This is a genomic window from Bacillus sp. TH25, assembly GCF_016650935.1.
GTDB classification, from domain to species: Bacteria; Bacillota; Bacilli; order Bacillales; family Bacillaceae_G; genus Bacillus_A; species Bacillus_A mycoides.
On record NZ_JAEKEU010000036.1, the window covers coordinates 425546 to 448791 of the forward strand.

Annotated in this window: 15 protein-coding genes; 6 read left to right on the forward strand and 9 right to left on the reverse strand. The window is 35.3% G+C overall.

The window, feature by feature from the left end; genetic code table 11:
* Positions 1 to 10 precede the first annotated feature (10 nt).
* Both JFT89_RS17875 and JFT89_RS17880 read right to left on the reverse strand, forming a co-directional pair.
* Positions 11 to 157: a quorum-sensing peptide PapR gene (locus JFT89_RS17875; RefSeq protein ID WP_002068556.1), complete on the reverse strand. Its 147-nt coding sequence runs from the start codon at positions 155 to 157 to the stop codon at positions 11 to 13.
* Between the two features lie 88 nt (positions 158 to 245).
* A complete protein-coding gene (locus JFT89_RS17880) occupies positions 246 to 1103 on the reverse strand; it encodes a helix-turn-helix domain-containing protein (RefSeq protein ID WP_016096477.1) in 858 nt (285 codons plus the stop codon).
* A gap of 170 nt (positions 1104 to 1273) precedes the next feature.
* Between JFT89_RS17880 and JFT89_RS17885 the strand changes: the two genes are divergently transcribed.
* Positions 1274 to 3025 (forward strand): M4 family metallopeptidase, encoded by a 1752-nt coding sequence (locus JFT89_RS17885; protein WP_002068553.1) that lies wholly within the window; start codon positions 1274 to 1276, stop codon positions 3023 to 3025.
* Positions 3026 to 3063: 38 nt separating this feature from the next.
* On the opposite strand, the gene JFT89_RS17890 is transcribed toward JFT89_RS17885, so the two are convergent.
* The 4 genes from JFT89_RS17890 to JFT89_RS17905 are packed head-to-tail and all read right to left on the reverse strand — an operon-like array spanning position 3064 to position 6427.
* Positions 3064 to 3666 carry a response regulator transcription factor gene (locus JFT89_RS17890; RefSeq protein WP_002123732.1) on the reverse strand — a complete coding sequence of 201 codons (603 nt, stop codon included), beginning with the start codon at positions 3664 to 3666 and terminating at the stop codon, positions 3064 to 3066.
* Entirely contained in the window at positions 3663 to 4793 is a 1131-nt protein-coding gene (locus JFT89_RS17895; RefSeq protein WP_002068550.1) for a sensor histidine kinase, read from the reverse strand. Before JFT89_RS17895 ends, JFT89_RS17890 begins: the two co-directional genes overlap by 4 nt.
* Positions 4794 to 5528: an ABC transporter permease gene (locus JFT89_RS17900; RefSeq protein ID WP_002144692.1), complete on the reverse strand. Its 735-nt coding sequence runs from the start codon at positions 5526 to 5528 to the stop codon at positions 4794 to 4796.
* On the reverse strand, positions 5525 to 6427 hold the full coding sequence (locus JFT89_RS17905) for an ABC transporter ATP-binding protein (RefSeq protein ID WP_061673819.1): 903 nt from the start codon (positions 6425 to 6427) through the stop codon (positions 5525 to 5527). The genes JFT89_RS17900 and JFT89_RS17905 overlap by 4 nt, the downstream gene beginning before the upstream one ends.
* Positions 6428 to 6584: 157 nt before the next feature.
* On the opposite strand from JFT89_RS17905, the gene map reads away from it, so the two are divergent.
* The 4 genes from map to JFT89_RS17925 all read left to right on the forward strand — a co-directional run bounded on the left by map (position 6585) and on the right by JFT89_RS17925 (position 19048).
* The gene (gene map / locus JFT89_RS17910; protein ID WP_201040424.1) at positions 6585 to 7379 is read left to right on the forward strand and encodes a type I methionyl aminopeptidase; all 795 of its coding nucleotides are present in this window, start codon (positions 6585 to 6587) and stop codon (positions 7377 to 7379) included.
* Positions 7380 to 8165: 786 nt separating this feature from the next.
* Positions 8166 to 16478 (forward strand): SpaA isopeptide-forming pilin-related protein, encoded by an 8313-nt coding sequence (locus JFT89_RS17915; protein ID WP_201040425.1) that lies wholly within the window; start codon positions 8166 to 8168, stop codon positions 16476 to 16478.
* 649 nt (positions 16479 to 17127) lie between these two features.
* Entirely contained in the window at positions 17128 to 18528 is a 1401-nt protein-coding gene (locus tag JFT89_RS17920) for a M28 family metallopeptidase (RefSeq protein ID WP_016096473.1), read from the forward strand.
* A 145-nt stretch (positions 18529 to 18673) separates the two neighbouring features.
* Positions 18674 to 19048 (forward strand): hypothetical protein, encoded by a 375-nt coding sequence (locus tag JFT89_RS17925; protein WP_002016341.1) that lies wholly within the window; start codon positions 18674 to 18676, stop codon positions 19046 to 19048.
* A 337-nt stretch (positions 19049 to 19385) separates the two neighbouring features.
* On the opposite strand, the gene argS is transcribed toward JFT89_RS17925, so the two are convergent.
* Both argS and JFT89_RS17935 read right to left on the reverse strand, forming a co-directional pair.
* Positions 19386 to 21056 (reverse strand): arginine--tRNA ligase, encoded by a 1671-nt coding sequence (gene argS / locus JFT89_RS17930; RefSeq protein ID WP_002068538.1) that lies wholly within the window; start codon positions 21054 to 21056, stop codon positions 19386 to 19388.
* The gene (locus tag JFT89_RS17935) at positions 21056 to 21493 is read right to left on the reverse strand and encodes a YwiB family protein (protein ID WP_002089794.1); all 438 of its coding nucleotides are present in this window, start codon (positions 21491 to 21493) and stop codon (positions 21056 to 21058) included. The genes argS and JFT89_RS17935 overlap by 1 nt, the downstream gene beginning before the upstream one ends.
* Positions 21494 to 21641: 148 nt before the next feature.
* Here JFT89_RS17935 and JFT89_RS17940 point away from each other — a divergent pair, with 148 nt between their 5' ends.
* Positions 21642 to 22682: a S66 family peptidase gene (locus JFT89_RS17940; protein ID WP_195743304.1), complete on the forward strand. Its 1041-nt coding sequence runs from the start codon at positions 21642 to 21644 to the stop codon at positions 22680 to 22682.
* 25 nt (positions 22683 to 22707) lie between these two features.
* Here JFT89_RS17940 and JFT89_RS17945 read toward each other — a convergent pair whose 3' ends face one another.
* Positions 22708 to 23070 carry a YxeA family protein gene (locus JFT89_RS17945; RefSeq protein WP_002130097.1) on the reverse strand — a complete coding sequence of 121 codons (363 nt, stop codon included), beginning with the start codon at positions 23068 to 23070 and terminating at the stop codon, positions 22708 to 22710.
* Between the last annotated feature and the right edge of the window lie 176 nt (positions 23071 to 23246).

The window sequence follows — 23246 nt, forward strand, 5'->3', positions numbered from 1 at the left end:
GGTTGTTTTTTTAATACTCAAAAGGCATATCTGAAGCTAATTGTACCTCTTGATCATTATGAGAAATTACTTGGCTTTTCTCTAAAGCTGTATCTGCTAATGAAATACCCCATGCCATCGCTAACGTTAATAGACTACCAATAAGTAGTTTTTTCATATTCCATCACCCACATTTTTCTTTTAATATATCATGAAAATTTATCCATATCGTATGCAATTATGCATATTTATTTTTTAGGTCGTTTTTATTTCTTCATTTTTTTTATAAGCGTTTCTTTATACGCATGCATTTCTAATATATCGAAAAAGAAGCAAGCTTTTTCATAAGCATCTTCAATCTCTGCCCCATCATACTCTAGCTTTTCTAAGCATTCACCTTTTTGATAGTATAACTGTCCAATCAATGCCATACTATTAATTCGACATGATATTTCAATGGCTTTATTTATTTGATAAAGCGCTTCTTCATATTGATTATCTAAGTATAATGTTTTTGCATGATTATGTCTTACCTTCACATCAAACTCTTTATTTTCAGGCAATACCTCTAATTGCTTTAATATACCTTCAAATAACTCCATACCCTTCTTAAAATAACCATTTTCAGCATAAATATTTGCAATTGCATTTTCTATATAAAGTTTTTGATACACGTCTATTCCAGTTAACTGTTGATTTAGTAGCTTTTTTAGCTCCAGAATACAATATTCATAATCAATCTTCTTTAGCACATACGCAGATACATGATATTGCCATTGAAGAAACTGCTGAAACTCAGGATGATATTCTTCCTTTTTCAGTTCATTCCATACTTTATTATATATTTCTTTATATTTCTTTTGCTTACAAAGCATAATGATTTGATCTTTTAACTGCTTTTTCCTCTCAATATCAGAATAAATGAGTACCTCATAAAAATGAATAATGGGAACTTGTAACTTTGCTGCAATACCTTGCAATATATCCATACTTGGGTATACCGCGCCCGACTCAATTCTGCTCACCTCCGATTGATGACATACATTATCGGAGAGTTGTTTCTGTGTTAATCCTCTCATTCCCCTAATTTTCTTTATTTCGCTTCCTAGTTTTTCTGCGTGCATACTTGCTCACCGTCCCATTATAACAATCTAATTTTTTAAGTTGTCATACCACTACAATAATGTGAATTCGACAATTTTTGATATGAAATAATGCATAATATATATAAAATTCGGCAAATTCCTCATACAATTCATCTCACATACACAATACAAGATTAGGAGTGTTATAGATGAATTATAGAAAACTTGCTAGTGCTTTCGTTACATTCGGTCTTCTTTGTCCTTTATCAACAGAAGCTATTCACGCTCAAGAATTAGATAAAAATGAAGTGAAAGTTGAAATTGCTCAGCCTGGTTTAACAATCGGAAAATTAACACAACCTCAAAACGATACAAAAGAGAATATTGCTAAAAAGTATTTAAAAGGTGAGGTAAATGGGGCTAAAGCTCAACAAGAGCAAGTTACTACTGAAAAGAATGTCGATTTTCAACCTACAAATACAGAAACAAAAGAAAATCAAACCGAATTACGCCTTGCACAAACATACAAAAACTATAAAGTATATGGTCAAGATCTCATTGTAAAAGTAGATAAAAATGGAGTAATTACAACTGTTAGTGGTAAAGTTGCCCAAAATTTAGACCAACAACTTAATCTTACTATAACAAATTTTTTGTCGAAAAATGAAGTAAAATCTAAATTACGCAATATACTTCAAATTCCAAGTGATGCGACAGAAACAGAATTTTCTAGCGAAACGGTAGTTTATACGAAAAAAGATGGGCATTATACATACGCAACGGTCCTTACATTTACTTATGAAAACAATGAACAAGTTATAAACGGAAATGCAATCATGGACTTACAAACTGGTGAAGTACTTTTCCAAGAAAAGTTCATTAAAAATAAAGAGAATAAAACTATTAATCAAGTAACAGCACCTAAACTATCACCAGCGAAAGAACAAGGAACTGGGAAAAATGCGCTACAAGAAAATGTATTATTTAATATCGCAAAAGGTACTGACGGAAAATTTTATTTAGCTGATTTATCCCGTGGAAATGGTATTTATATTTATAACGCAGACTATGCTGACTCTCTTGGTGGCGATAGCCAAGCCGGTTATCCAGGGACACTTATTTCAAGCAATACTTCGAGCTTTGCAGATAAAGAAGCGGCTGGTGTTATGAAAAATATGAGTGATATTTACGACTATTTTAAGAAAGAACATAATCTAAAAAGTTATGATAATAAAGATTCGAAAGTTGTTGCTAGCGTCCACGGATTCGATTCTACTGAAGTTAGTGATGGTGTAAAAGAAAACTATGTAAATGCATTTTGGCATCCAGGTTGGAATCAAATGGTCTTTGGTGACGGGCTAAATGGAAAATTAACCTCTGCTCTTGACGTAACAGCCCATGAATTTGGACATGCTGTATTTAGTGGTACGACAAAGAATAAAATTGTGAGATATCCAAGCGCTGAAACATCTGCGTTAAACGAAGGACTAGCAGATTTCTGGGGCACGCAAATCGAATATTATGTAAAGAAAGATAAGGGAAACTGGATTATGGGCGATACACTAGGTGGCCTAACAATCCGTGACATCCCGGGAGAAATTGGTGACGGCGGCAACAAACTATATACAAACTTACAAGATTTCTATAATGACGGAAATGATCAAGAGTCGCACGTAAATTCTGGTATCATTAGTCACGTATTATATCAATTAGCTGAGGGTAAGACATATAACAATGTTGCTGTTCAAAAACAAGGCAATGAAAAGGTAAGTAAAGTTGTTATGCTGGCATTGCAAAACTACGCAACTTCAGCTGAAGATTTTGAATCACTTCAGTCCCACATCGTACAGGCTGCAAAAGATTTATACGGAAATGCCGTATCAAATGAATTTGCAAAAGCATTTGAAGCACATGGTTATAAACCATTACAAAAAGTAAATAGAGTAATAGAAGTACAATAATAAAAAAGAAGTTTACCGATTATAGGTAAACTTCTTTTTCATATCCATCCCTTTTCTTCCGCAATTGTAATTGCCTCAATTCTATTTTTCGCATCGAGCTTCGTTAATACTTCAGAAATATAATTACGCACTGTACCAGGTGAAAGATAAAGTGCCTTCGCAATTTCATTTGCTGTCTTTCCTTCTTTCGCAAGTAACAGCACTTCTTTTTCACGATCCGATAACGGATTCTGCTCTTGCCATAAGCCAAACATTAACTCTTGAGAAATCTCTCGTTTCCCTTTCATTACGTTACGAATCGCCGAAGCTAAATCCTCACTTGGGCTATCTTTTAATAAATATCCGTGAACACCAGCTTTCATTGCCCTTTCAAAATAGCCCGGTCGTGCAAATGTTGTTAAAATCATTACTTTACAAGATGATTTTTCTTTCTTTAACGTTTCAGCAACATCTAAACCACTTTGAATTGGCATTTCAATATCCATAATACTTATATCGGGTTTTAGCGATTCGATTAATTTTAGCGCCTCTTCCCCGTTCGCTGCTTGCCCAATTACTTCGATATCATCTTCTAGATCAAGCAGGGCTCCTAATGCACCACGAAGCATTCGTTGATCTTCCGCAATAATAATTCGAATCATGCCCTCACCTCATCTTTTCCTGTTCTAATGACAACTGGTACTTTTACTGTTAATAGCGTCCCTGGATGTATCGTATTTAGTTCAACAAATCCATCAATAAGAGCAATTCGCTCTTTCATACCGCGGATACCGTTTCCATCATGATTTTGATCCTCTAAACCGATACCATCGTCTTCTACTGTTAAAATTAATTCACCCTGTGATTCCAATACAGAAACTGTACACCGCGATGCCTTACTATGCTTTACAACGTTCGTAACAGCCTCACGTAAACACATCCCGACAATATTTTGTTCAATTGGTGATAACGAACTTGAACTTGCTTCCTGCTTTATTTCCAATTCAATATTAGCTGCTTGTAAGATTGCTTTTATTTGCTCAAGCTCTTCTTCTACTGTAATCATGCGCATATCAGAAATTAATTCCCTCAGCTGTTTTAAAGCGGTACGAGATGTTTGTGTAATTTCCTTTGCTTCTATACTTGCACGCTCTGGATTTTTTACGATTAACTTCTCAACAAGCTGGCTTTTTAACGTAATAAGAGATAACGTATGACCTAACGTGTCATGAAGATCCCGTGCAATTCGCTGCCGTTCTTCCCGTTTTACTAAATCTTTAATTTGCTCGTTTGCTTCGTTTAATTGGTTCTTTAACATCTTTTTCTGATTAAAATTACGCATTCCAAATGGCGTAAGAAGCATTAAAATAAACATCGGAACGATATTCACTAAACTCGGGATTGTTAGTTGATTAATATTTATAAATATAAAAGCTCCAAGCATTACAACTAATAAACATAACAACACACGAAATGCCTTCTTACTTGGCGCAAATCCCATCGCACTCGCCGTGAAATATCCGAACAATATCATGAAGGGATTATAAAATAAAGCAAATGAGAAAGTGAGCATCATTTGAATACACGCCCATAAAATGAACGTCTTTTGAACGAAATAAAGTTGACGGTACGTGACGATGAAAACCATCAACATACCAATACCTATTACAAGCTTCCATCCCGATACTTGTGTTAAATTATAAATTGGAAATAACAGATAAACGAACCACATATACGGGAAGAAACCCATATGTTTCGGAAAAAACTCAAATCTCTTCTTCTCTATCATTTATACCGCTTCCTGTCTTTTTCTTATATATATTGATACTACAACAAATATAAGGAAATAACCTCCTAGTACCGCGATATTTTCCCAACCAATCGACTTTCCAGCTACAATATCCCATGCCCCGCTTCCGAAGTGATATGTTGGTGTCCATTCACCGATAGATCTTAATATTTTTGGAAATATTTCAATTGGCATCCATAAGCCGCCAAGAATTGCTAAACACATATTTAAAATATTGGCTAAACCAGCTGCTGCATCCGCCTTCTTAATTGAACCTATTACTGTTCCAAGGGCTAAAAATGGTGTCACGCCTAGTAATAGCCATAATCCTGCACCAATCCATTGGCCTATCGTTAACTCAACATTATTAATTAATATTCCTGCCATAAAAATAACTAAGATTGAAAAAGCATTCACTACTGTTTGAGCAATAATTTTAGCTGCTAAATATGCCCCCTCTGGAAGCGGTGTAATTTTTAACAAATGTGTCCATCCTTGCCCTTTTTCCTGAGAAAGTCTCACACCAAAACTAAAAAGGGCAGTCCCTACAATACTGAAAGTCGCCATTGAAATTAAATAATGTGCTTTCCATGCATCTCCGTTTTGCGGGACTTGAACAACATTTGTAAAGATGTAATAAAACATAACTGGCATTAATAATGAGAAAAAGATGAATAATTTATTGCGGAACGTACGTAAAACCTCTATTTTACATTGCATCCATAATGCTCTCATGCGATTCCCTCCTTCTGATTTGCAACAAACTGTTCAAATGCTTCATCGAGGCTTCCACGTTCAACTGAAACGTCTGTTACAGGTAGATTCCTCTGATAAATTGCTTGTAAAGTGGCATCTGTATCTTCCGTCGTTAAAGTGAAGCGCCCTTCATTTGACTGTACTTCTGTTACATGCGGTAATTCCTTTAGTAAACTCTTAGGAATTTTCTCTTTCGAATAAAACGAGATTGTTTTTCTAGAAATCGTCGCTTTCATCTCATCTGGTGTGCCATCTGCGATAATCTTTCCGTTCGCAAATAATAAAATTCGATCCGCTAGCGCATCCGCTTCTTCTAAATAATGTGTTGTTAAAATAATCGTTTTCCCTTCACTTGCTAATTTTCTAATCGTTTCCCAAAACGTTTTTCGAGACGTAATATCCATCCCTACAGTTGGTTCATCTAAAAATAACAACTCTGGATTTCCTGCAAGTGCCAGTGCAAAATTTAACCTTCTCTTTTGGCCACCCGATAATTTCTCACATCTTTGCTTTCGCTCTGATTCTAAATTTGATAGCTGAAGTAATGTTTCTTTCGCTACTGGATTCGTATAATAACTACGGAATAACTCAATTGCCTCTTCTACCGTGATACTATCAATCACACTTACTTCTTGTAGCATCGCACCAAGGCTATTACGAACATCTCTATGCTTCGGACTCTTTCCAAATATAGAGACATTCCCCTCTGTCGGATCTTTTAATCCGAGCATCATTGAAATTGTCGTTGTTTTCCCCGCACCATTTGGACCGAGTAATGCTACTATTTGCCCTTTATTTACATGAAATGAAACGTTATTTACTGCTTTTTTATGTTTAAATGTTTTAGAAACACCATTTACTTCAATAATCTTTTCCATCTCTCCACCCCCGCCGTTTCTTATATTTACATTGTATGCTCTGGAAAAGTTAGGAAACAGTATGATGCGTCATGACATCAATATGACAATTGTCATGTATTCTTTATGAGAGGAATCAACCCGCATACCGCACGCGAGTAGCAGTACAAAAACAAACATGATACAATCGGATAAGACATATATTCGAGGAAGGACAGTGGTTTTCATGATTATTCGTAATGAACAAGATTTAGAAGGTTTACGAAAAATCGGCCGCATCGTTGCACTTGCACGCGAAGAAATGAAAAAGCAAGCGAAGCCAGGTATGACAACGAAAGAGCTTGATTTAATTGGTAAAAAAGTATTAGATGAGCACGGTGCTATTTCAGCGCCTGAAAAAGAATATAAATTCCCAGGTGTAACTTGCATTAGTGTAAACGAAGAAGTTGCTCACGGCATTCCAAGCGATCGCGTATTAAAAGAAGGCGATTTAGTAAACGTAGACGTATCGGCCGCACTTGACGGATATTATGCAGATACAGGTATCTCATTTGTTCTTGGCGTCGATGAAGAAAAAGAAAAACTTTGCCAAGCAGCAGTAGACTCATTTTGGGAAGCAATGAAAAAAGTAAAAGCTGGCTCAAAACAAAATCAAATTGGTCGTGCTGTTTCTAACTTTGCACATAAAAATGGATATAATGTAATCCAAAACTTAACTGGTCACGGCATTGGTCTTAGCTTACACGAAGCCCCAAATCACATCTTAAGCTACTATGATCCAATGGATAATGCACTTCTAAAAGACGGCCTTGTTATCGCTGTAGAACCATTCATCTCTATGAAAGCTGATCATATTATTGAGCGCGGTGATGATGGTTGGACATTCGTTACACCAGACAAAAGCCTTGTTGCACAATGTGAACATACAGTTGTCGTAACACGCGGTGAACCGATTATTTTAACAGAAATCTAAAATAAAAAACGATCGATTTGTAGATTTCTTCTACTAAAACGGTCGTTTTTTTCACTTTTGGAAAATATATGAAATGTTATTGAACTCTTTATCATTTAAGTATATAATCTTTAGCGGAGGTTATTCATAATTATCTTTAACAAAAGATAATATCACTATAGTTTGAAATACCTTCTTTTTTATTATGTAAAATAACTTCAAAAATGACCGGAGAAATGATTTAGTCAAATATTCTAAACACCTTATATTTGTCTAATATGTAAGGAACAATAATACCTAAACTTCGGTCCACTAAGCGTACAACTCTCTTTTGACAAAACAGATAACTATGTTCAAAGTACATATTGTCTTCATCCTGACCAAAATCAACCCTATCTAGATTTTTATTTCCACATAACTTTAAGGCGAAAAACTGGCCTTCACAATGGGATACATTACTTTGGTTAGCATGTATCGTAAAACTTACCTTTATAACCATTCTTTTTTACCAACTTTACATGAAAATCATCTCACATATAAAGGGCTGATATCGTTCCTTTTATCAGTGTTTTTTCGACATTTTTTGTCGAATTATGCATATTTCATTCCATATAACTGTTTGAATATGCATTTTGTTTTACGTTATACATAATATTACTTTGAACATAATTTGTTTTTATCAGAGAACGTGTATAGAAACGGAGGGATAGTAAAAATAAATAGCTTATAACAAATAACTTTTTTATATTCCATTTGTTCATATGGAATAAGTCCCCAATGGACAAATGAATGTTCAAGGGAGGAAAAATGAAAAAACTTTTTAATATATGTTTAATTTTATTTGTACTATTTTCACAGTTTATTAGTTTCCCATACAATCAAGCAAAAGCTGAAACGTTAAAGGAAACTTCTTTATTTGACACTGTTGAAATGAAAGATGCAACTGGCCATATTATTGACGAAGCATTAAATCCTAAAAACTTAATAAAGATAGGATCAACCATTCAGTTAGAATATGCTTGGTCAATAAAAGATTCTCAAGTTTTACATGCAAACGATACAGCAGTGCTTCAAATACCACTTGCATTAAAAGTATCTAAAGATACGCAAGGAGATTTGGTGGTTGATCAAAAACATATTGGTCAATATTTTGTGACAGCTAAAGATAACAAACTGAAACTAATATTTAATGATCAAGTAGAAACTTCAAAAGATGCTAAAGGTAAAATTAAACTTGAAACTGTATTTAATCCAACTTTAAAATCCGATACAAAATCAGTTCAAATTGCTTTTCCTTTAGGTACGATGATTCATTCTATATCCGTTCCTGTTCAATTGGAAGATACTAAAGATAAAGAACAACCGGTTAAAGAAGCTGAAAAAGATGTAGCTAAACCTGCTACCGGGAAGCAAGAACAAGATCCAGCTAAGCCTGCTACTGAGAATCCGGAACAAAATGCAGCTAACAAACCTGCTGAGAATCCAGAACAAAACACAGCTAGCAAACCTGCTGGAAATCCAGAACAAAACGCAGCTAACAAACCGGCTAAGAATCCAGAACAAGACCCAACTAACAAAACTGCTGAGAATTCGGAACAAAATACAGCTAACAAGCCTGCTGAGAATCCGGAACAAGAGTCAGTTAACAACCCTACTGAGAATCCGGATCCATCTCCAAAACAAATAACGGAGAAAATTTTAACAAGTGTAAAATTGACGGACAAGGATGGGAAACCATTTAATAACGATGATAATCGTCCGAGCACAGATTCCCCTGCCAACATTGAGTTTGAATGGGAGCTGTTAAAATCAATGAATGTAAAAAGTGGAGATTACTATATTTTTGATCTTCCGAAACATTTTAAGATTTACAATACAATTAAAAGCCCCTTATATGATGATAAAAATAATGTGATTGGGGAATTTATCGTTACAAAAGAAGGAAAGGTCACAATGACATTCAACGATTATGTTGAAGAACATCCAGATCTTGTTGGTAACCTACAATTAAAGACAGAATTTAATAAAGCTGAAATTAAAGGTACAACAACACAAGAAATTCCTTTCCCAATTAAAGATAAAGATGTTTCTATTACAGTTGACTTTAAGCCTAATGTCCAAACAGCTACGAATAAAAAAGGGTTACCTGATAGGCCAATTAATACAAATGAAATTAATTGGACAGTAGAAATGAATAAAACGAAAGATAAGCTTATAAACGCTGTTTTTAAAGATACTATCCCACAAGGTACAAACTTAAATAAAGATTCTATTAAAGTTTATTATTTAGAAGTTGATGTTAATGGGAACGCAACACGTGGTGCAGAAGCTGATCCAGCAGATTACAAAATCACTTCATCGGATGGTTCAAAATTGGAGATTGCTTTTAAAGATAACATCGATAAAGCATACCAAATCGAATATACCACAAAAATTACTGATGAAAATGTTGAAAATTTCCAAAATAACGTTACGATAACGAGTGATAATCAAAAGCAACAAAACGCAAGCTCTACTGTAACAGTTTCTCGTGGTACACATTTAAACAAAACGAGTAAATATGATCCAAAGACGCAAATGATTGAATGGACAATTACTTACAATGGTGATCAAAGAGATATCAAAAAAACAGATGCAATTTTAAAAGATGTTTTTGACGCTGCACATGTACTAGATGAAAATTCTATTGTCGTGAAAAATGCTTCATATGATGATAAAGGAAAGCTTGTAACAGGAGACGCTGTTACTAATTACACTGTAAGTAAAAAGAAAAATGGATTCGACCTACAGTTTAATGAGGATATTAATAGTGCTTATGTAATTACCTATAAAACAAAGCCAACTGATAACGTCATAACAGATGGAAAAGTCAAAAATACAGTTACCGCAGATAATGGTTCAAGTAAAGAAAATGAGGCTAGCTTCAAGCAGCAAAACATTATTAAATCTAATAATAAAGCTGAAACAAACTACAAAGACAAAACAACAACTTGGACAATTATAGTAAATAATAACAACTATCCATTAAACAACGCGACCATTACGGATACCTTTGATCATGGTGGATTGCAATTAAAAGATAAGCAACTAGAAATTAAAGACGGAGATTATACTCTTCAAGCTGGGACTGACTATGTTTTAGATGTGACGGATAAAGGTTTCAATATTACGCTTATAGGTACATATCAGTCTAATATGACAAAGACATTAGTCGTAAAATATACTACAGACTTTGATTATACAAAATTAGAAAGTGGCCAAACTTCATTTAAAAATACAGGTAACTTATCTTGGATAGATACCGATTCTAAGCCACAATCAAATAAAGATGCAGCGAATTTTGATCCTGATACTTTCACAAAGGCGAATGGGTATAAATACGGTTCTTATAACGCCCAAACAAAGGAAATTACTTGGATAATAGGCTTCAATTATAATAATGTTGAGATTAAAGATCCTTATGTTATAGACGTAATAAAAGATAAACAAAAGTTAGTACCAGGATCCATTGAAGTACGTGACATGATTTTAAATGGAAGCCCGGATAATGCAAGACCTGGTAATGCTGTACCAACTGAGCAATATGAACTTGAAGAACCTACAGATAAAAATAACAACACCCTAAAGGTTCATTTCAAACAATCAATTAATTCACCTTATTATATTATCTTTAAAACAAGCCTTGATGGTGAGCTTATCCAAGCTACCTACAACAACGAGGCCGATTTAAAAGATGGCTCTAAAATTGTTAACACTCTTAAAGGTGATGCTCAAGTAAATAAAGGTGGCAGCTTCGTCACAAAAAAAGCTGTACAAGACGACAACTATATTAATTGGAGTATCGCAATTAATGAAAGCCAATCAACCATCGCAGACGCGGTTGTAACAGACGATCCAACAGATAATCAAGTGCTTGTGGAAGATTCATTCCACTTATACCCGACTACTGTTGATCCATATGGGAATTTAACAAAAGATACAGCAAATGAATTAAAAAAAGGAACAGACTATAAGTTAACGATCACAACAGACAATAAGACCGGAAAGCAACATTTCGAAATTGCCTTCTTGAAAAAAATTGATCGAGCTTATATTTTAGAATACCGCTCATTTATTAATGCGGACGATAAAGAAAAAGTGAGTAATAAAGCAAAAATCGCAGGTAATAGTTTAACAGTAAAAAATACTGAAACTACTGAAACGATTGAAGTTCGAATGTCTTCCGGTTCCGGTGGGGGCTCTGCTACTAAAGGCCGCGGAAACCTTGAAATTATAAAGGTAGATAACGACAATAAGAACGCACCATTGGCCGGAGCAGAATTTACTTTATACGATCGTACAGGGAAAACCGTTATCCGTAAAATAACAACAGACAAAGACGGTATCGCTAAGTTTAATAACTTAAAACGCGATAAATATTTATTAAAAGAAACGAAGGCCCCAGCAGGCTATGTAATTAGCTGGGATTTAAAGCAAGGCAGACTTGTTGAACTTGGTTCACAAGAAACGACAACATACAAACTTAGCAATAAGAAATTCGTTGGTAAAGCTGTGCTTACAAAGGTTGATGACCTGAACAATAACAAAACACTTAAAGGTGCAGTTTTCGCCTTACTAGATAAAAATAACAAAGTAATTCCTGGCTACGAAAAATTAGCAACTAATGAAAATGGACAAATTACTGTAGATCCATTGAAACCTGGAACTTATCAATTAAAAGAAATCGAAGCTCCAGTTCATTATGATCTAAATAGCCAACCAATCTGGTTTACTGTCTCAGAAGATCAAACAACAGTAATTAATGTAACTGCTAAAAATAGTCTGAAGAAGGGTTCAGTCATCTTAACGAAATTTGATGAGAATAAGAAACTTCTTGAAGGTGCCATTTTTAGCTTACAAGACGAAAAAGGCAAAGTAATCCCTGGCTATGAACAATTAACAACAAATAAAGATGGATATATTGAAGTAAAAAACTTACGTCCTGGCAAATATCAATTTGTTGAGACACAAGCTCCTCTTCATTACGTTACAGACCCGACACCTATTAAGTTTGAAATTGAAAAAGGACAAACAAAGGCGGTCTCTGTCAAAGCAGAAAATAACCTAATTAAAGGTGGCGTCACTTTAACGAAAGTTGACGACGTTGAAGAAAATGTAACTCTTGAAGGTGCGGTATTTAAAATCGTCAATGAAAAAGGCGATACAATTCAACAAAACTTAAAAACAGGATCAGATGGAAAGTTAATCGTTAAAAACTTAGAGCCTGGTAAATATAAATTTATCGAAACAGAAGCTCCTAAGTACTATGAATTAAATAAAGAACCGATTGATTTCACTATTGAAAAAAGTCAAACCTCCTTCGTTTCTGTTACTGCAAAGAACAGTTTAACGAAAGGTGACGCTGAATTAGTAAAAGTTGATAACGTTGATAAGAAAGAATCTCTAGAAGGTGCAGTCTTCAAGGTTATTGACGAACACGGAAAAGATGTTCGTACTGACTTAACTACAGATGCTGAAGGGAAAATTAAGGTTTCTGATTTACGTCCTGGCAAATATCAATTTGTTGAAACACAGGCTCCTGAGCATTATGAACTAAGCACAGAACCTATCAACTTCACAATTGAGAAGGGCCAAAAAGAAATCATCACTGTTACAGCAGAAAATCGTTTAGTACCGGGTAATGTTGAACTATTAAAAGTGGATGATGTGGATGGAAATGCTCTTGAAGGAGCAGTCTTCAAGATCGTTGACGAAAACGGAAAAGATGTTCATATGAACCTTATTACTAACAAAGAAGGTAAAATAGCTGTTTCTGGACTACGTCCTAGTAAATATCAGTTCATCGAAACAAAAGCTCCTGAACACTATGATTTAAACAAGAAACCGATTGATTTCACTATCGAGAAAAGTCAAACTGCTACAAAATCTATTACAGCTACAAACAGCTTAACTAAAGGCGGTATCGAATTAACGAAAGTAGATTCTTTAAACGATAAAGAAAAACTTGAAGATGCCGTATTTAAAATCGTTAACGACAAAGATGAAGACGTTCATACAAACCTTACTACTGATAAAGAGGGAAAATTAATAGTAAAAGATTTACGTCCTGGCAAATACAAAATTGTCGAAACAAAAGCTCCTATTTACTACGATGTAAATATAGAGCCTATTGAATTTACAATTGAAAAGAGTCAAAAAGAACTTCTTCCACTTACATTTAAAAATAGTTTAACGAAAGGGAAAGTTAAACTATTTAAAGAAGATGATGTGGACAGCAAAATAGCTCTTGCCGGTGCGGTATTCAAATTACAAGACGCAAACGGTACAGAAATTGCAAAAGATTTAAAAACAGATGATTATGGAGTACTAGTTATTCCTGATTTAGCACCCGGGGATTATCAATTTATTGAAACAGCTGCTCCTGAACATTATAAATTAGATCAAACACCTATTAAGTTCACGATTAAAAAAGGTAACGAGGCAGATTTACCTGTACCTGTCACTGTGAAAAATAGTTTACTTACAGGTGGCGTTACTTTAACTAAAGTTGATGACGTTGATAGCACTACTCTTGAAGGTGCAGAATTTATAATTGTTGATGCTCATGACACTAAAAAGGTAATTCGCAAAGGCTTAACGACTGATGAGAACGGTATAGTTACCGCTTCTGATTTACGTCCGGGAGATTATCAATTTATTGAAGTAAAAGCTCCAAAAGACTATGACTTAAGCAAAGACCCTATTCCGTTCACTATCGGAAAAAGTCAAAAAGAAAATATTACCGTTACTGCTAAAAACAGCTTAACGAAAGGTGCTGTCACTTTAACAAAAATCGATGACATCGATCGTACGATGCTGAAAGGCGCAATCTTTACAATCGTTGACATGGACGGTAAGGAAGTTCATACAAACCTTGTTACAGACGACAACGGCGAAATTTCTGTTTCTGACTTACGCCCTGGAGACTATCAATTTATTGAAACTCAAGCTCCTGAACATTATGTGTTAGACGGAACACCGATTCCATTTACAATTAAAAAGAGTCAAACAGAAACTATCACCGTTACAAGTAAAAACACTTTTAAAAAAGGTAACGTTGAATTAACAAAAATTGATGATATAGATACAAATACAACACTTGCTAACGCTGTATTTAATTTATTAGATGCAGACGGAGAACTAGTTGAAGAAGGCTTAAAAACAAATGATGAAGGAAAAATTGTTGTTGAAAATCTACGTCCTGGTACGTATCAATTCGTGGAAACAATAGCTCCTGAACATTACGGTTTAAATAAAAAACCGATCGTATTTACAATTAAGAAAAGCCAAACTGAAATTCTTCATGTTACAGCTAAAAATGCTCTAACAAAAGGTGCAGTGGAACTTTCTAAAGTGGATAACATCGATGACACTACCCTTGAAGGTGCAGTATTTAACATTGTTGATATGAATGGTACTGTAATTCATAAAGACCTTGTTACAAATAGTAAAGGGAAGATCGAAATTAACGACCTACGTCCTGGTGATTACCAATTCATCGAAACAGAAGCTCCTAAGCATTACGTTTTAGATGAAACGCCTATTGGTTTCACTATTGAAAAAGGACAGAAAAAATCTATTTCTTTAACTGCTAAAAATAGTTTAAAACAAGGTAGTATCGAATTAATTAAAGTTGATGATTTAAACGATCAAACAAAACTTGCCGATGCTGTATTTAATTTACTAGATCAAAATGGCAAAGTACTTAAAACAGATTTAAAAACAAACGGTGAAGGAAAAATCGTTGTTGAGAACCTACGTCCTGGCACGTATCAATTTGTTGAAACAACAGCTCCTAAACATTACGATTTAGATAAAAAACCTATCGTATTTACAATTGAGAAAAGCCAAGTAAGTATCGCTACTGTTACTATGAAAAATAGCTTAACAAAAGGCAGCGTGGAACTTTCTAAAGTGGATGACATCGATGGCTCTACTCTTGAAGGCGCAGTATTTAAAATTGTTAATATGAATGGCGATGTGATTCGCAAAGATCTTATCACGAATCAACAAGGTAAAATTAGCGTTTCTGACCTGCGTCCTGGTGATTATCAATTTATCGAGACAACAGCGCCGAAACACTACGATTTAAATAAAGAACCAATTCCATTCACAATCGAAAAAGGACAAGCTGAACCTATTTCTGTTACTGCTAAAAACAGTTTAACGAAAGGTGCAGTTGAATTAACTAAAGTCGACAACATCGACGGCTCTACTCTTGAAGGTGCTATCTTTAAAATCGTTGATATGAACGAGCACGACGTTCGTTCTGATTTAACTACTAATAAAGATGGGAAAATTAGTGTTTCTGATTTACGTCCAGGAGACTATCAATTCGTTGAAACGAAAGCTCCTACTGGCTATGATTTAAGTGCTAAGCCAATTCCTTTCACAATTACGAAGGGACAATCTGGGGTTACCTCTGTTAAAGCTTTAAATGGTTTAACAACAGGCTCAATTGAGTTAACTAAAGTTGATATTGATCACCGTGGAACACTTGAAGGTGCCATTTTCAATATCTTAGACCACGATGGAAAAATAATCCACGAAGGCCTAAAAACAGACCAACACGGTAAATTAATCGTAAATGATTTGAAACCTGGTAATTATCAATTAGTGGAAACAAAGGCTCCTGAAGGCTATCAATTAGATGCTTCACCGATAAGCTTTACAATTGAAAAAGCTCAAGCTACACCACTACAAATTACAGTTTCAAATAAGAAGATCGAATCTTCACCAGGTGGAGATGATAAACCAATTACTCCTCCAAATAAAGAGGAGAAACCAGGAAAAGAAACTTCCGAAGAACTAGAAAAAGGAAATCCTGAGACTCACGGAAAAGAAACTTCCGAAGAACTAGAAAAGGGAAATCCTGAGACTCACGGAAAAGAAACTTCCGAGGAACTAGAAAAAGGAAATCCTGAAACACAGACAAACAAACAGCAAGATGATCAAAATACAGATAAAAAACTTCCAAATACAGGTCATAAAGAAGATCATACACAAGCAGCAGGTATCGTTCTTCTACTAGCTGGATTGTTAAGTATTTTAGCCACAAAACGTAAAAAACAGTATAAATAATATATTTTACAGCCAATCAATTTATTAATTGATTGGCTGTTTTTTTTGTGCAAAAAAGACGATACACAAAGTATCGTCTTTTTAACGGGGTGAGGCTGTCCAAAAGTACGGAAAACTCTTGAACAGCCTCGTATTTTCATATGGATGCCTTACATATATCACTGATGACAATTATGAAATGCGGAAACATAGTTACCATCACATGATTGAAACAAAACAAAAGAAAAGAAACCCTATAACGGATCCCTTTTCCCTACATAATCTAAAGTTTGGGTACACTAGATTCATGCAATGTAGGAGCCTTCAGAACAGAAAGCGAACCTTCATTTAAAATGATAGCATACATATATCCGCTGAAAATATGCAAATGTGCATATAGCGTTTTTTATTTCTCAACATATATTTATTGAAAATTCAGATATATAAAGGTAAGATAAAGTGAAACTTTAATCAGTGAGGGTTTTGTCCATCCCTCATTGATTATTAGTTGAACCAATCGGGCTTTTACGGGCAGTTGATCTCCCATCTAACTTCTTTGCTTTACAGCTGAATTTTGAGATGGGGGTTCTACTGCCCGTTAATGCGGGATATAGTCGTTATCCGTCTTCTTTTGTCAGTCAGAGAGAATAGAAGAATGGGAGAGGAAAAAATGAGAAAATCACTGAAACAAAAAATAGTAAGCTCCTTACTTGCTGTATCACTCGCCGTTAGCTTAGCTCCAATCGGACAAGCAAAAGCTGATTCCACGTCAGAAATTACACAGACTCCACCTATTACAAAACAAGTTGATGCAAACCGCGCCATCGAGCATATCCGTTTCTTATCCGAAACAATCGGTCCCCGTCCGGGTGGTACAAAATCAGAAGAATGGGCTTCTCGCTATGTTGGTATGAAGCTTAAATCAATGGGATATGAAGTAGAGTATCAGCCCTTTCAAGTGCCGGATCAATACGTTGGATTTATCGAATCACCATTAGGGACAAAGCGTAATTGGCAAGCTGGTGCTGCTCCAAATGCACTAATTTCTACAGAAGCTGTTACAGCTCCGCTTATCTTTGTTCAAGGTGGTACAAAATTAGACGATATTCCAAATGAGGTAAACGGAAAAATTGTTTTATTCGAAAGAGGTGCAACAATAGCAGATTATAATAAACAGGTTGAAAATGCTGTTAGTAAAGGGGCAAAAGGTGTTCTTTTATACAGCTTAATTGGCGGACGCGGAAACTATGGACAAACTTTCAATCCTCGCTTAACTAAAAAACAGGCTATCCCTGTCTTCGGTCTTGCTTATGCTCAAGGAAATGCATTTAAAGAAGAAATCGCTAAAAAAGAGACAACAATTCTTTCCCTAAAAGCGAGACATGAATCTAATTTAACATCCTTAAATGTCATCGCTAAAAAGAAACCAAAAAATAGCACAGGTAATGAAAAGGCCGTCGTTGTAAGTTCACACTACGATAGTGTCGTTGGAGCACCTGGGGCAAATGATAATGCTTCTGGTACAGGATTAGTATTAGAACTGGCTCGTACTTTTCAAAATGTAGAAACTGATAAAGAAATTCGTTTTATTGCTTTTGGTTCTGAGGAAACTGGCTTACTTGGCTCTGATTATTATGTTAATAGTCTGTCCCAAAAGGAACGTGATCGAATTTTAGGTGTCTTTAACGCAGACATGGTTGCAACAAATTATAATAAAGCAAAAAATTTATATGCAATGACTCCTGATGGCTCAACAAACCTTGTAACAGATGCTGCCTTACAAGCAGGTAAACAATTAAATAATGATCTCGTTCTCCAAGGAAAATTTGGCTCTAGTGATCACGTACCATTTGCTGAAGTGGGTATTCCTTCTGCACTATTTATTTGGATGGGCGTCGATAGTTGGAATCCATTAATCTATCATATCGAAAAGGTATATCACACGCCTCAAGATAATGTATTAGAAAACATTTCGCCTGAACGTATGAAAATGGCATTGGAAGTTATCGGAACTGGTGTTTATAACACACTCCAAAAACCTGTTAATCAAATAGAACAAAAAGCGGCTTAATAATACGTAAAACCATCGATCTCTTCGGTGGTTTTTTATTGAGAAAAAATATATATGCATAAACGCATATTTTCTCCTATCAATTATCGTATACAATGTTAACTGTAACGAAAATGATTACAACTAATAAGGAGGCTTTTCTACTATGAAAAAAATTATTCTAGCAGGCGCGTTGACTTTAGCAGGTGTTACAGGAGCTACCGCTTTTATTCCTGAAACAAAGGCTGCTGCAGCTACTCAAGAACAGAACTTCACAAAATTTTATTCTATTCAAACTGGCAGTAGCTCTGAAAAAGAACCCATTTACCTTAAAAAAGGACAAGAGCTAACAATTCATCCTAATAGTAAAACCCCTAGTTACAGCATTTACGATACAAATAATAATCTCATCGGACGTTATTCTGATGGTTATGGGAGAATTTTTACCGCAAAAACAGATGGGAATATGTATGTTCAATTTCATGCACCTTTCGTTTACTACAGTCCTGTTAGCTTTTCTGTTACTTATACAATTCAATAGAAAAAGGGCCTCTTACAAGGCCCTTCTTTATGAAACAAATCCAATACTCGATCTCTCCACCTTTTCTTCCATCGTAACCCCTCTGTCACTTATATAAGACGATGCAAACTCTCCTTTTGTTGGATAATTTTTTTATTATTCCATATAAAAAAGCAATCACAACATCATGTGATTGCTTTTTATTTAAAACGAACACTCGGCTCCGCTTTTCTTTATGTCCAGCTCTGCCTCCTAGCCCCTTCTGTCTAAGAACCTTCCCCACGAGAAGATAAAATGCATCTTCTGTAGGAAAGAACCTTAGCCTTCGGGACTAAACAGTCGGCTCCGCTTTTCTTTATTACATTTTTTCTGGTGCAGATACTCCTACGATTGCTAATGCATTTTGAAGTGTCGTGCGTACTGCTTTCATTAATTCGTAACGAGCTTTACTTAATTCTAAGTTATCTTGGTTTAATACTTTTTCTGCATTGTAGAAGCTGTGTAATGCTGCAGCTAATTCAAATGCATAGCTTGTAATGCGGTGTGGCAAACGTTTTTGCGCTGCATCCGCAACTACAGCCGGGAATTCACCAAGTTTTTTCAGTAACTCTACTTCTTTCTCAGAAGTAACAAGTTTGTAATTCACGTCTCCGCCTGTAGCTAATCCTAACTCTTCACCTTGACGAAGGATACTGCATACACGAGCATGTGCATATTGTGCATAGTATACTGGGTTTTCATTAGATTTTGATACAGCTAAGTCCATATCGAAGTCTAAATGAGAATCACCGCTACGCATTGCGAAGAAGTATCGCATTGCGTCCACGCCTACTTCTTCCATAAGCTCACGAAGTGTAACTGCTTTACCTGTACGCTTACTCATCTTCATTTTTTCACCATTTTGGTACAGTTGTACCATTTGAATGATTTCTACTTCAAGAGTGTCTTTATCGTAACCAAGCGCTTGAATAGCAGCTTTCATACGAGGAATGTAACCATGATGGTCAGCACCCCAAATGTTGATTAGCTTATCGAAACCACGCTCTAATTTATCGCGGTGGTAAGCGATATCTGGCGTTAAGTATGTGTAAGAGCCGTCGTTTTTAATTAATACACGGTTTTTATCGTCACCGTAAGTCATTGAACGGAACCAAGTTGCTCCGCCTTCTTCAAAGATTTCGTCACGCTCTTTTAATACAGCAAGAGCCTGATCAATTTTTCCGTTTTTGTATAATGATGTTTCTGAGAACCACACATCGAAGTTAACACGGAAGCTTGCTAAATCTTTTTGAAGTTTTGCTAACTCATATTTCAAACCGTATGAACGATAGAATTCATAGCTTTCTTCTGCATCAGCTTTTGCATAACGATCGCCAAACTCTTCAGCTAAGCGTTTACCGATTCCAATGATGTCCGCACCATGGTAACCGTCTTCTGGCATTTCTTTCTCTAAACCTAAAGCTTGCATGTAACGAGCTTCAACAGAAAGAGCTAAGTTATGAATTTGGTTACCAGCATCATTAATGTAGTACTCGCGAGATACATCATATCCTGCTTTTGCTAATACGTTACATAAAGTGTCACCTACTGCCGCACCACGTGCATGTCCTAAGTGAAGATCGCCTGTTGGATTCGCAGATACGAACTCAATTTGTACTTTTTCACCTTTACCAGTATTCGTTTCACCGTATGCTTCACCGGCGCTTACGATTGTTGGGATTAAGTCTGTTAAGTAGCTATTATCCATGTAGAAGTTAATGAAACCAGGACCAGCGATTTCAATTTTTTCAATAGAAGCTTTTGCTTTATCGAAGTTTGCAACTAATTCTTCTGCAATCATACGAGGTGCTTTTTTCGCAACGCGTGCAAGTTGCATTGCCATATTTGTAGAGAAGTCACCATTTGTTTTATCTTTTGGAGATTCTAATACAACGTTTGGAATTTGTTCTTCTGTCGCTAGTTCTGCCTTTAATACAGCAGCTTGAATTTCTTCTTTAATCAATCCTTTTACTTGTTCTAAAGAATTCATTATTTTGCCTCCTTCAAATTAAGTGTAATTGTATATCTGCCAGCTTCTTGTTCACTTAGAAGCAATGCGTACGTTAAGAAGAGTTGTCCTTTTTTCTTTTCATCCGACCATTTAAAAAGAACGTTATCAGTTTTCGTTTGCAATGCAAACGTACCAAGTTCACTCGTATACGTACCAGTTGTCCATTCACCTTTCACATGCGTCTGACGCATAGAAATAGCACCTGAACGCATAATGAGAACTTGTTCATCTTGAATTTTAATAATTGTTTTCACTTCGCCTTGTTCGTTCGGCTCTTGGAATGTTATATATGTACCTTGACCTTTTACATAGTATTGACCATTTGCTTCAAAAGCAACGGTTTCCTTCCTCGCCCCTTCACGGATTTCTGTTACGAAATGAACGTGTACCGGCAAGCCTGCAAGTTGTTTCTTCACGTCTTGCACACCCTTCAAATGTTATAGATATTAAATACTACTTATAATAAATCACTTTTCCTATCATATCAAAAAAAGACTCTGTCTGTCTGCTGAAAAATCAGGAAAACTCCTTTTCAAAAAATAATTCACCTTCACTTTATTTCATATGTTAAAATATTTTTTAAATCTAAATATTCTTTCATTTAAAGGGGTGAATTTGGTGATACCAACAAAATTAAAAAAAGGTGATGAAATAAGGGTTATTTCACCATCTTGTAGTTTAAGTATTGTCTCAAATACGAACCGAGAGATTGCCACAAAAAGATTAACCGATATGGGCTTTCACGTTACATTCTCAAAAAATGCTGAAGAAATAGATCGTTTTTCTTCAGCCTCTATTTCTTCACGAGTTCAAGACCTCCACGAAGCATTTAGAGATCCTAATGTAAAAGCCATTTTGACGACACTTGGAGGATACAACACTAACGGTTTATTGAAACATCTCGATTATGATTTAATTCGAGAAAATCCGAAGTTTTTCTGCGGTTATTCTGATATTACCGCTTTAACTAACGCGATTTATGCTAAAACAGGCTTAGTTACATATTCAGGTCCTCACTTCTCTTCATTTGGAATGGAGAAAGGCCTCGATTATACGACCGATTACTTTTTAAAATGCTTAACTTCTAATGAGCCTATTGAAATATTGCCGGCTGAAACATGGAGCGATGACTCTTGGTATATTGATCAGGAAAATCGAGAATTTATTAAAAATGAAGGATATGTTTCAATTCAAGAAGGGGAAGCGATGGGAGATATTATTGGTGGCAATATGAGCACATTTAATTTACTGCAAGGTACACCATATATGCCAAGCTTACAGGGCAAAATTTTATTTCTTGAAGAGGATAGTTTAACAGGAAAATCTACCCTAAAAACTTTTGATCGATATTTACATTCTCTTATGCAGCAACCTGACTTTGAACATGTAAAAGGCATTGTTATAGGACGAATGCAAAAAGGAGCAGAATGTACGATAGAAGACATTCAAGAAATGATTGCTTCAAAGCCTGAACTTACACATATACCTATCATTGCAAATACAAGTTTCGGACATACAACTCCTATTTTTACTTTCCCAATTGGCGGAAGGGCAAAAATCATTTCTAATAAAGAAAGTTCAGCTATTACCATTTTAACTCACTAAAAAAGGAGCGAACGATTCGCTCCTTTTATGGTTTTTCTATTTTTTGCAACGCTTTTTGCGGGATTGATTCTTTCGAGATTTCAGCCCATCCTTTTCCCTGCATACCTTTTGCATAAATTTTTATAAAAGCACCCGTATGCAATTCACGGTTCACCATTCTTTTAATAACTTGTAACTTTCCATCTTCTGTATACCCTTTAAATGTATACAAATATTCATCGTCTTTTTTCTCACTTTTATCTATAACAGCATAATAATCTTGTATTTCTTTATTTGAAAAGAAGTTGTCTACAAAAGCATGCACACCTTCTGTTTTCGTGTTTAAATAATATGCTGTTCCACCTAAAATAATGGCGAACACAGCTAAAACTTTAATTACCAATTTCATAAATGCGCCTCCTGTTTGCACTTCTTTCTCACTAACTGTCTGTCTATACCTGTATTATACGAAAAAAAGCATACTATACTCTATCGAAATGCCTTACACTTTCCTTACATTATTGTAAGAGTTTTTCACCTTACAGCAATTTCCCAATAAAATTTTTTTCCGTTTAACAAACTTTT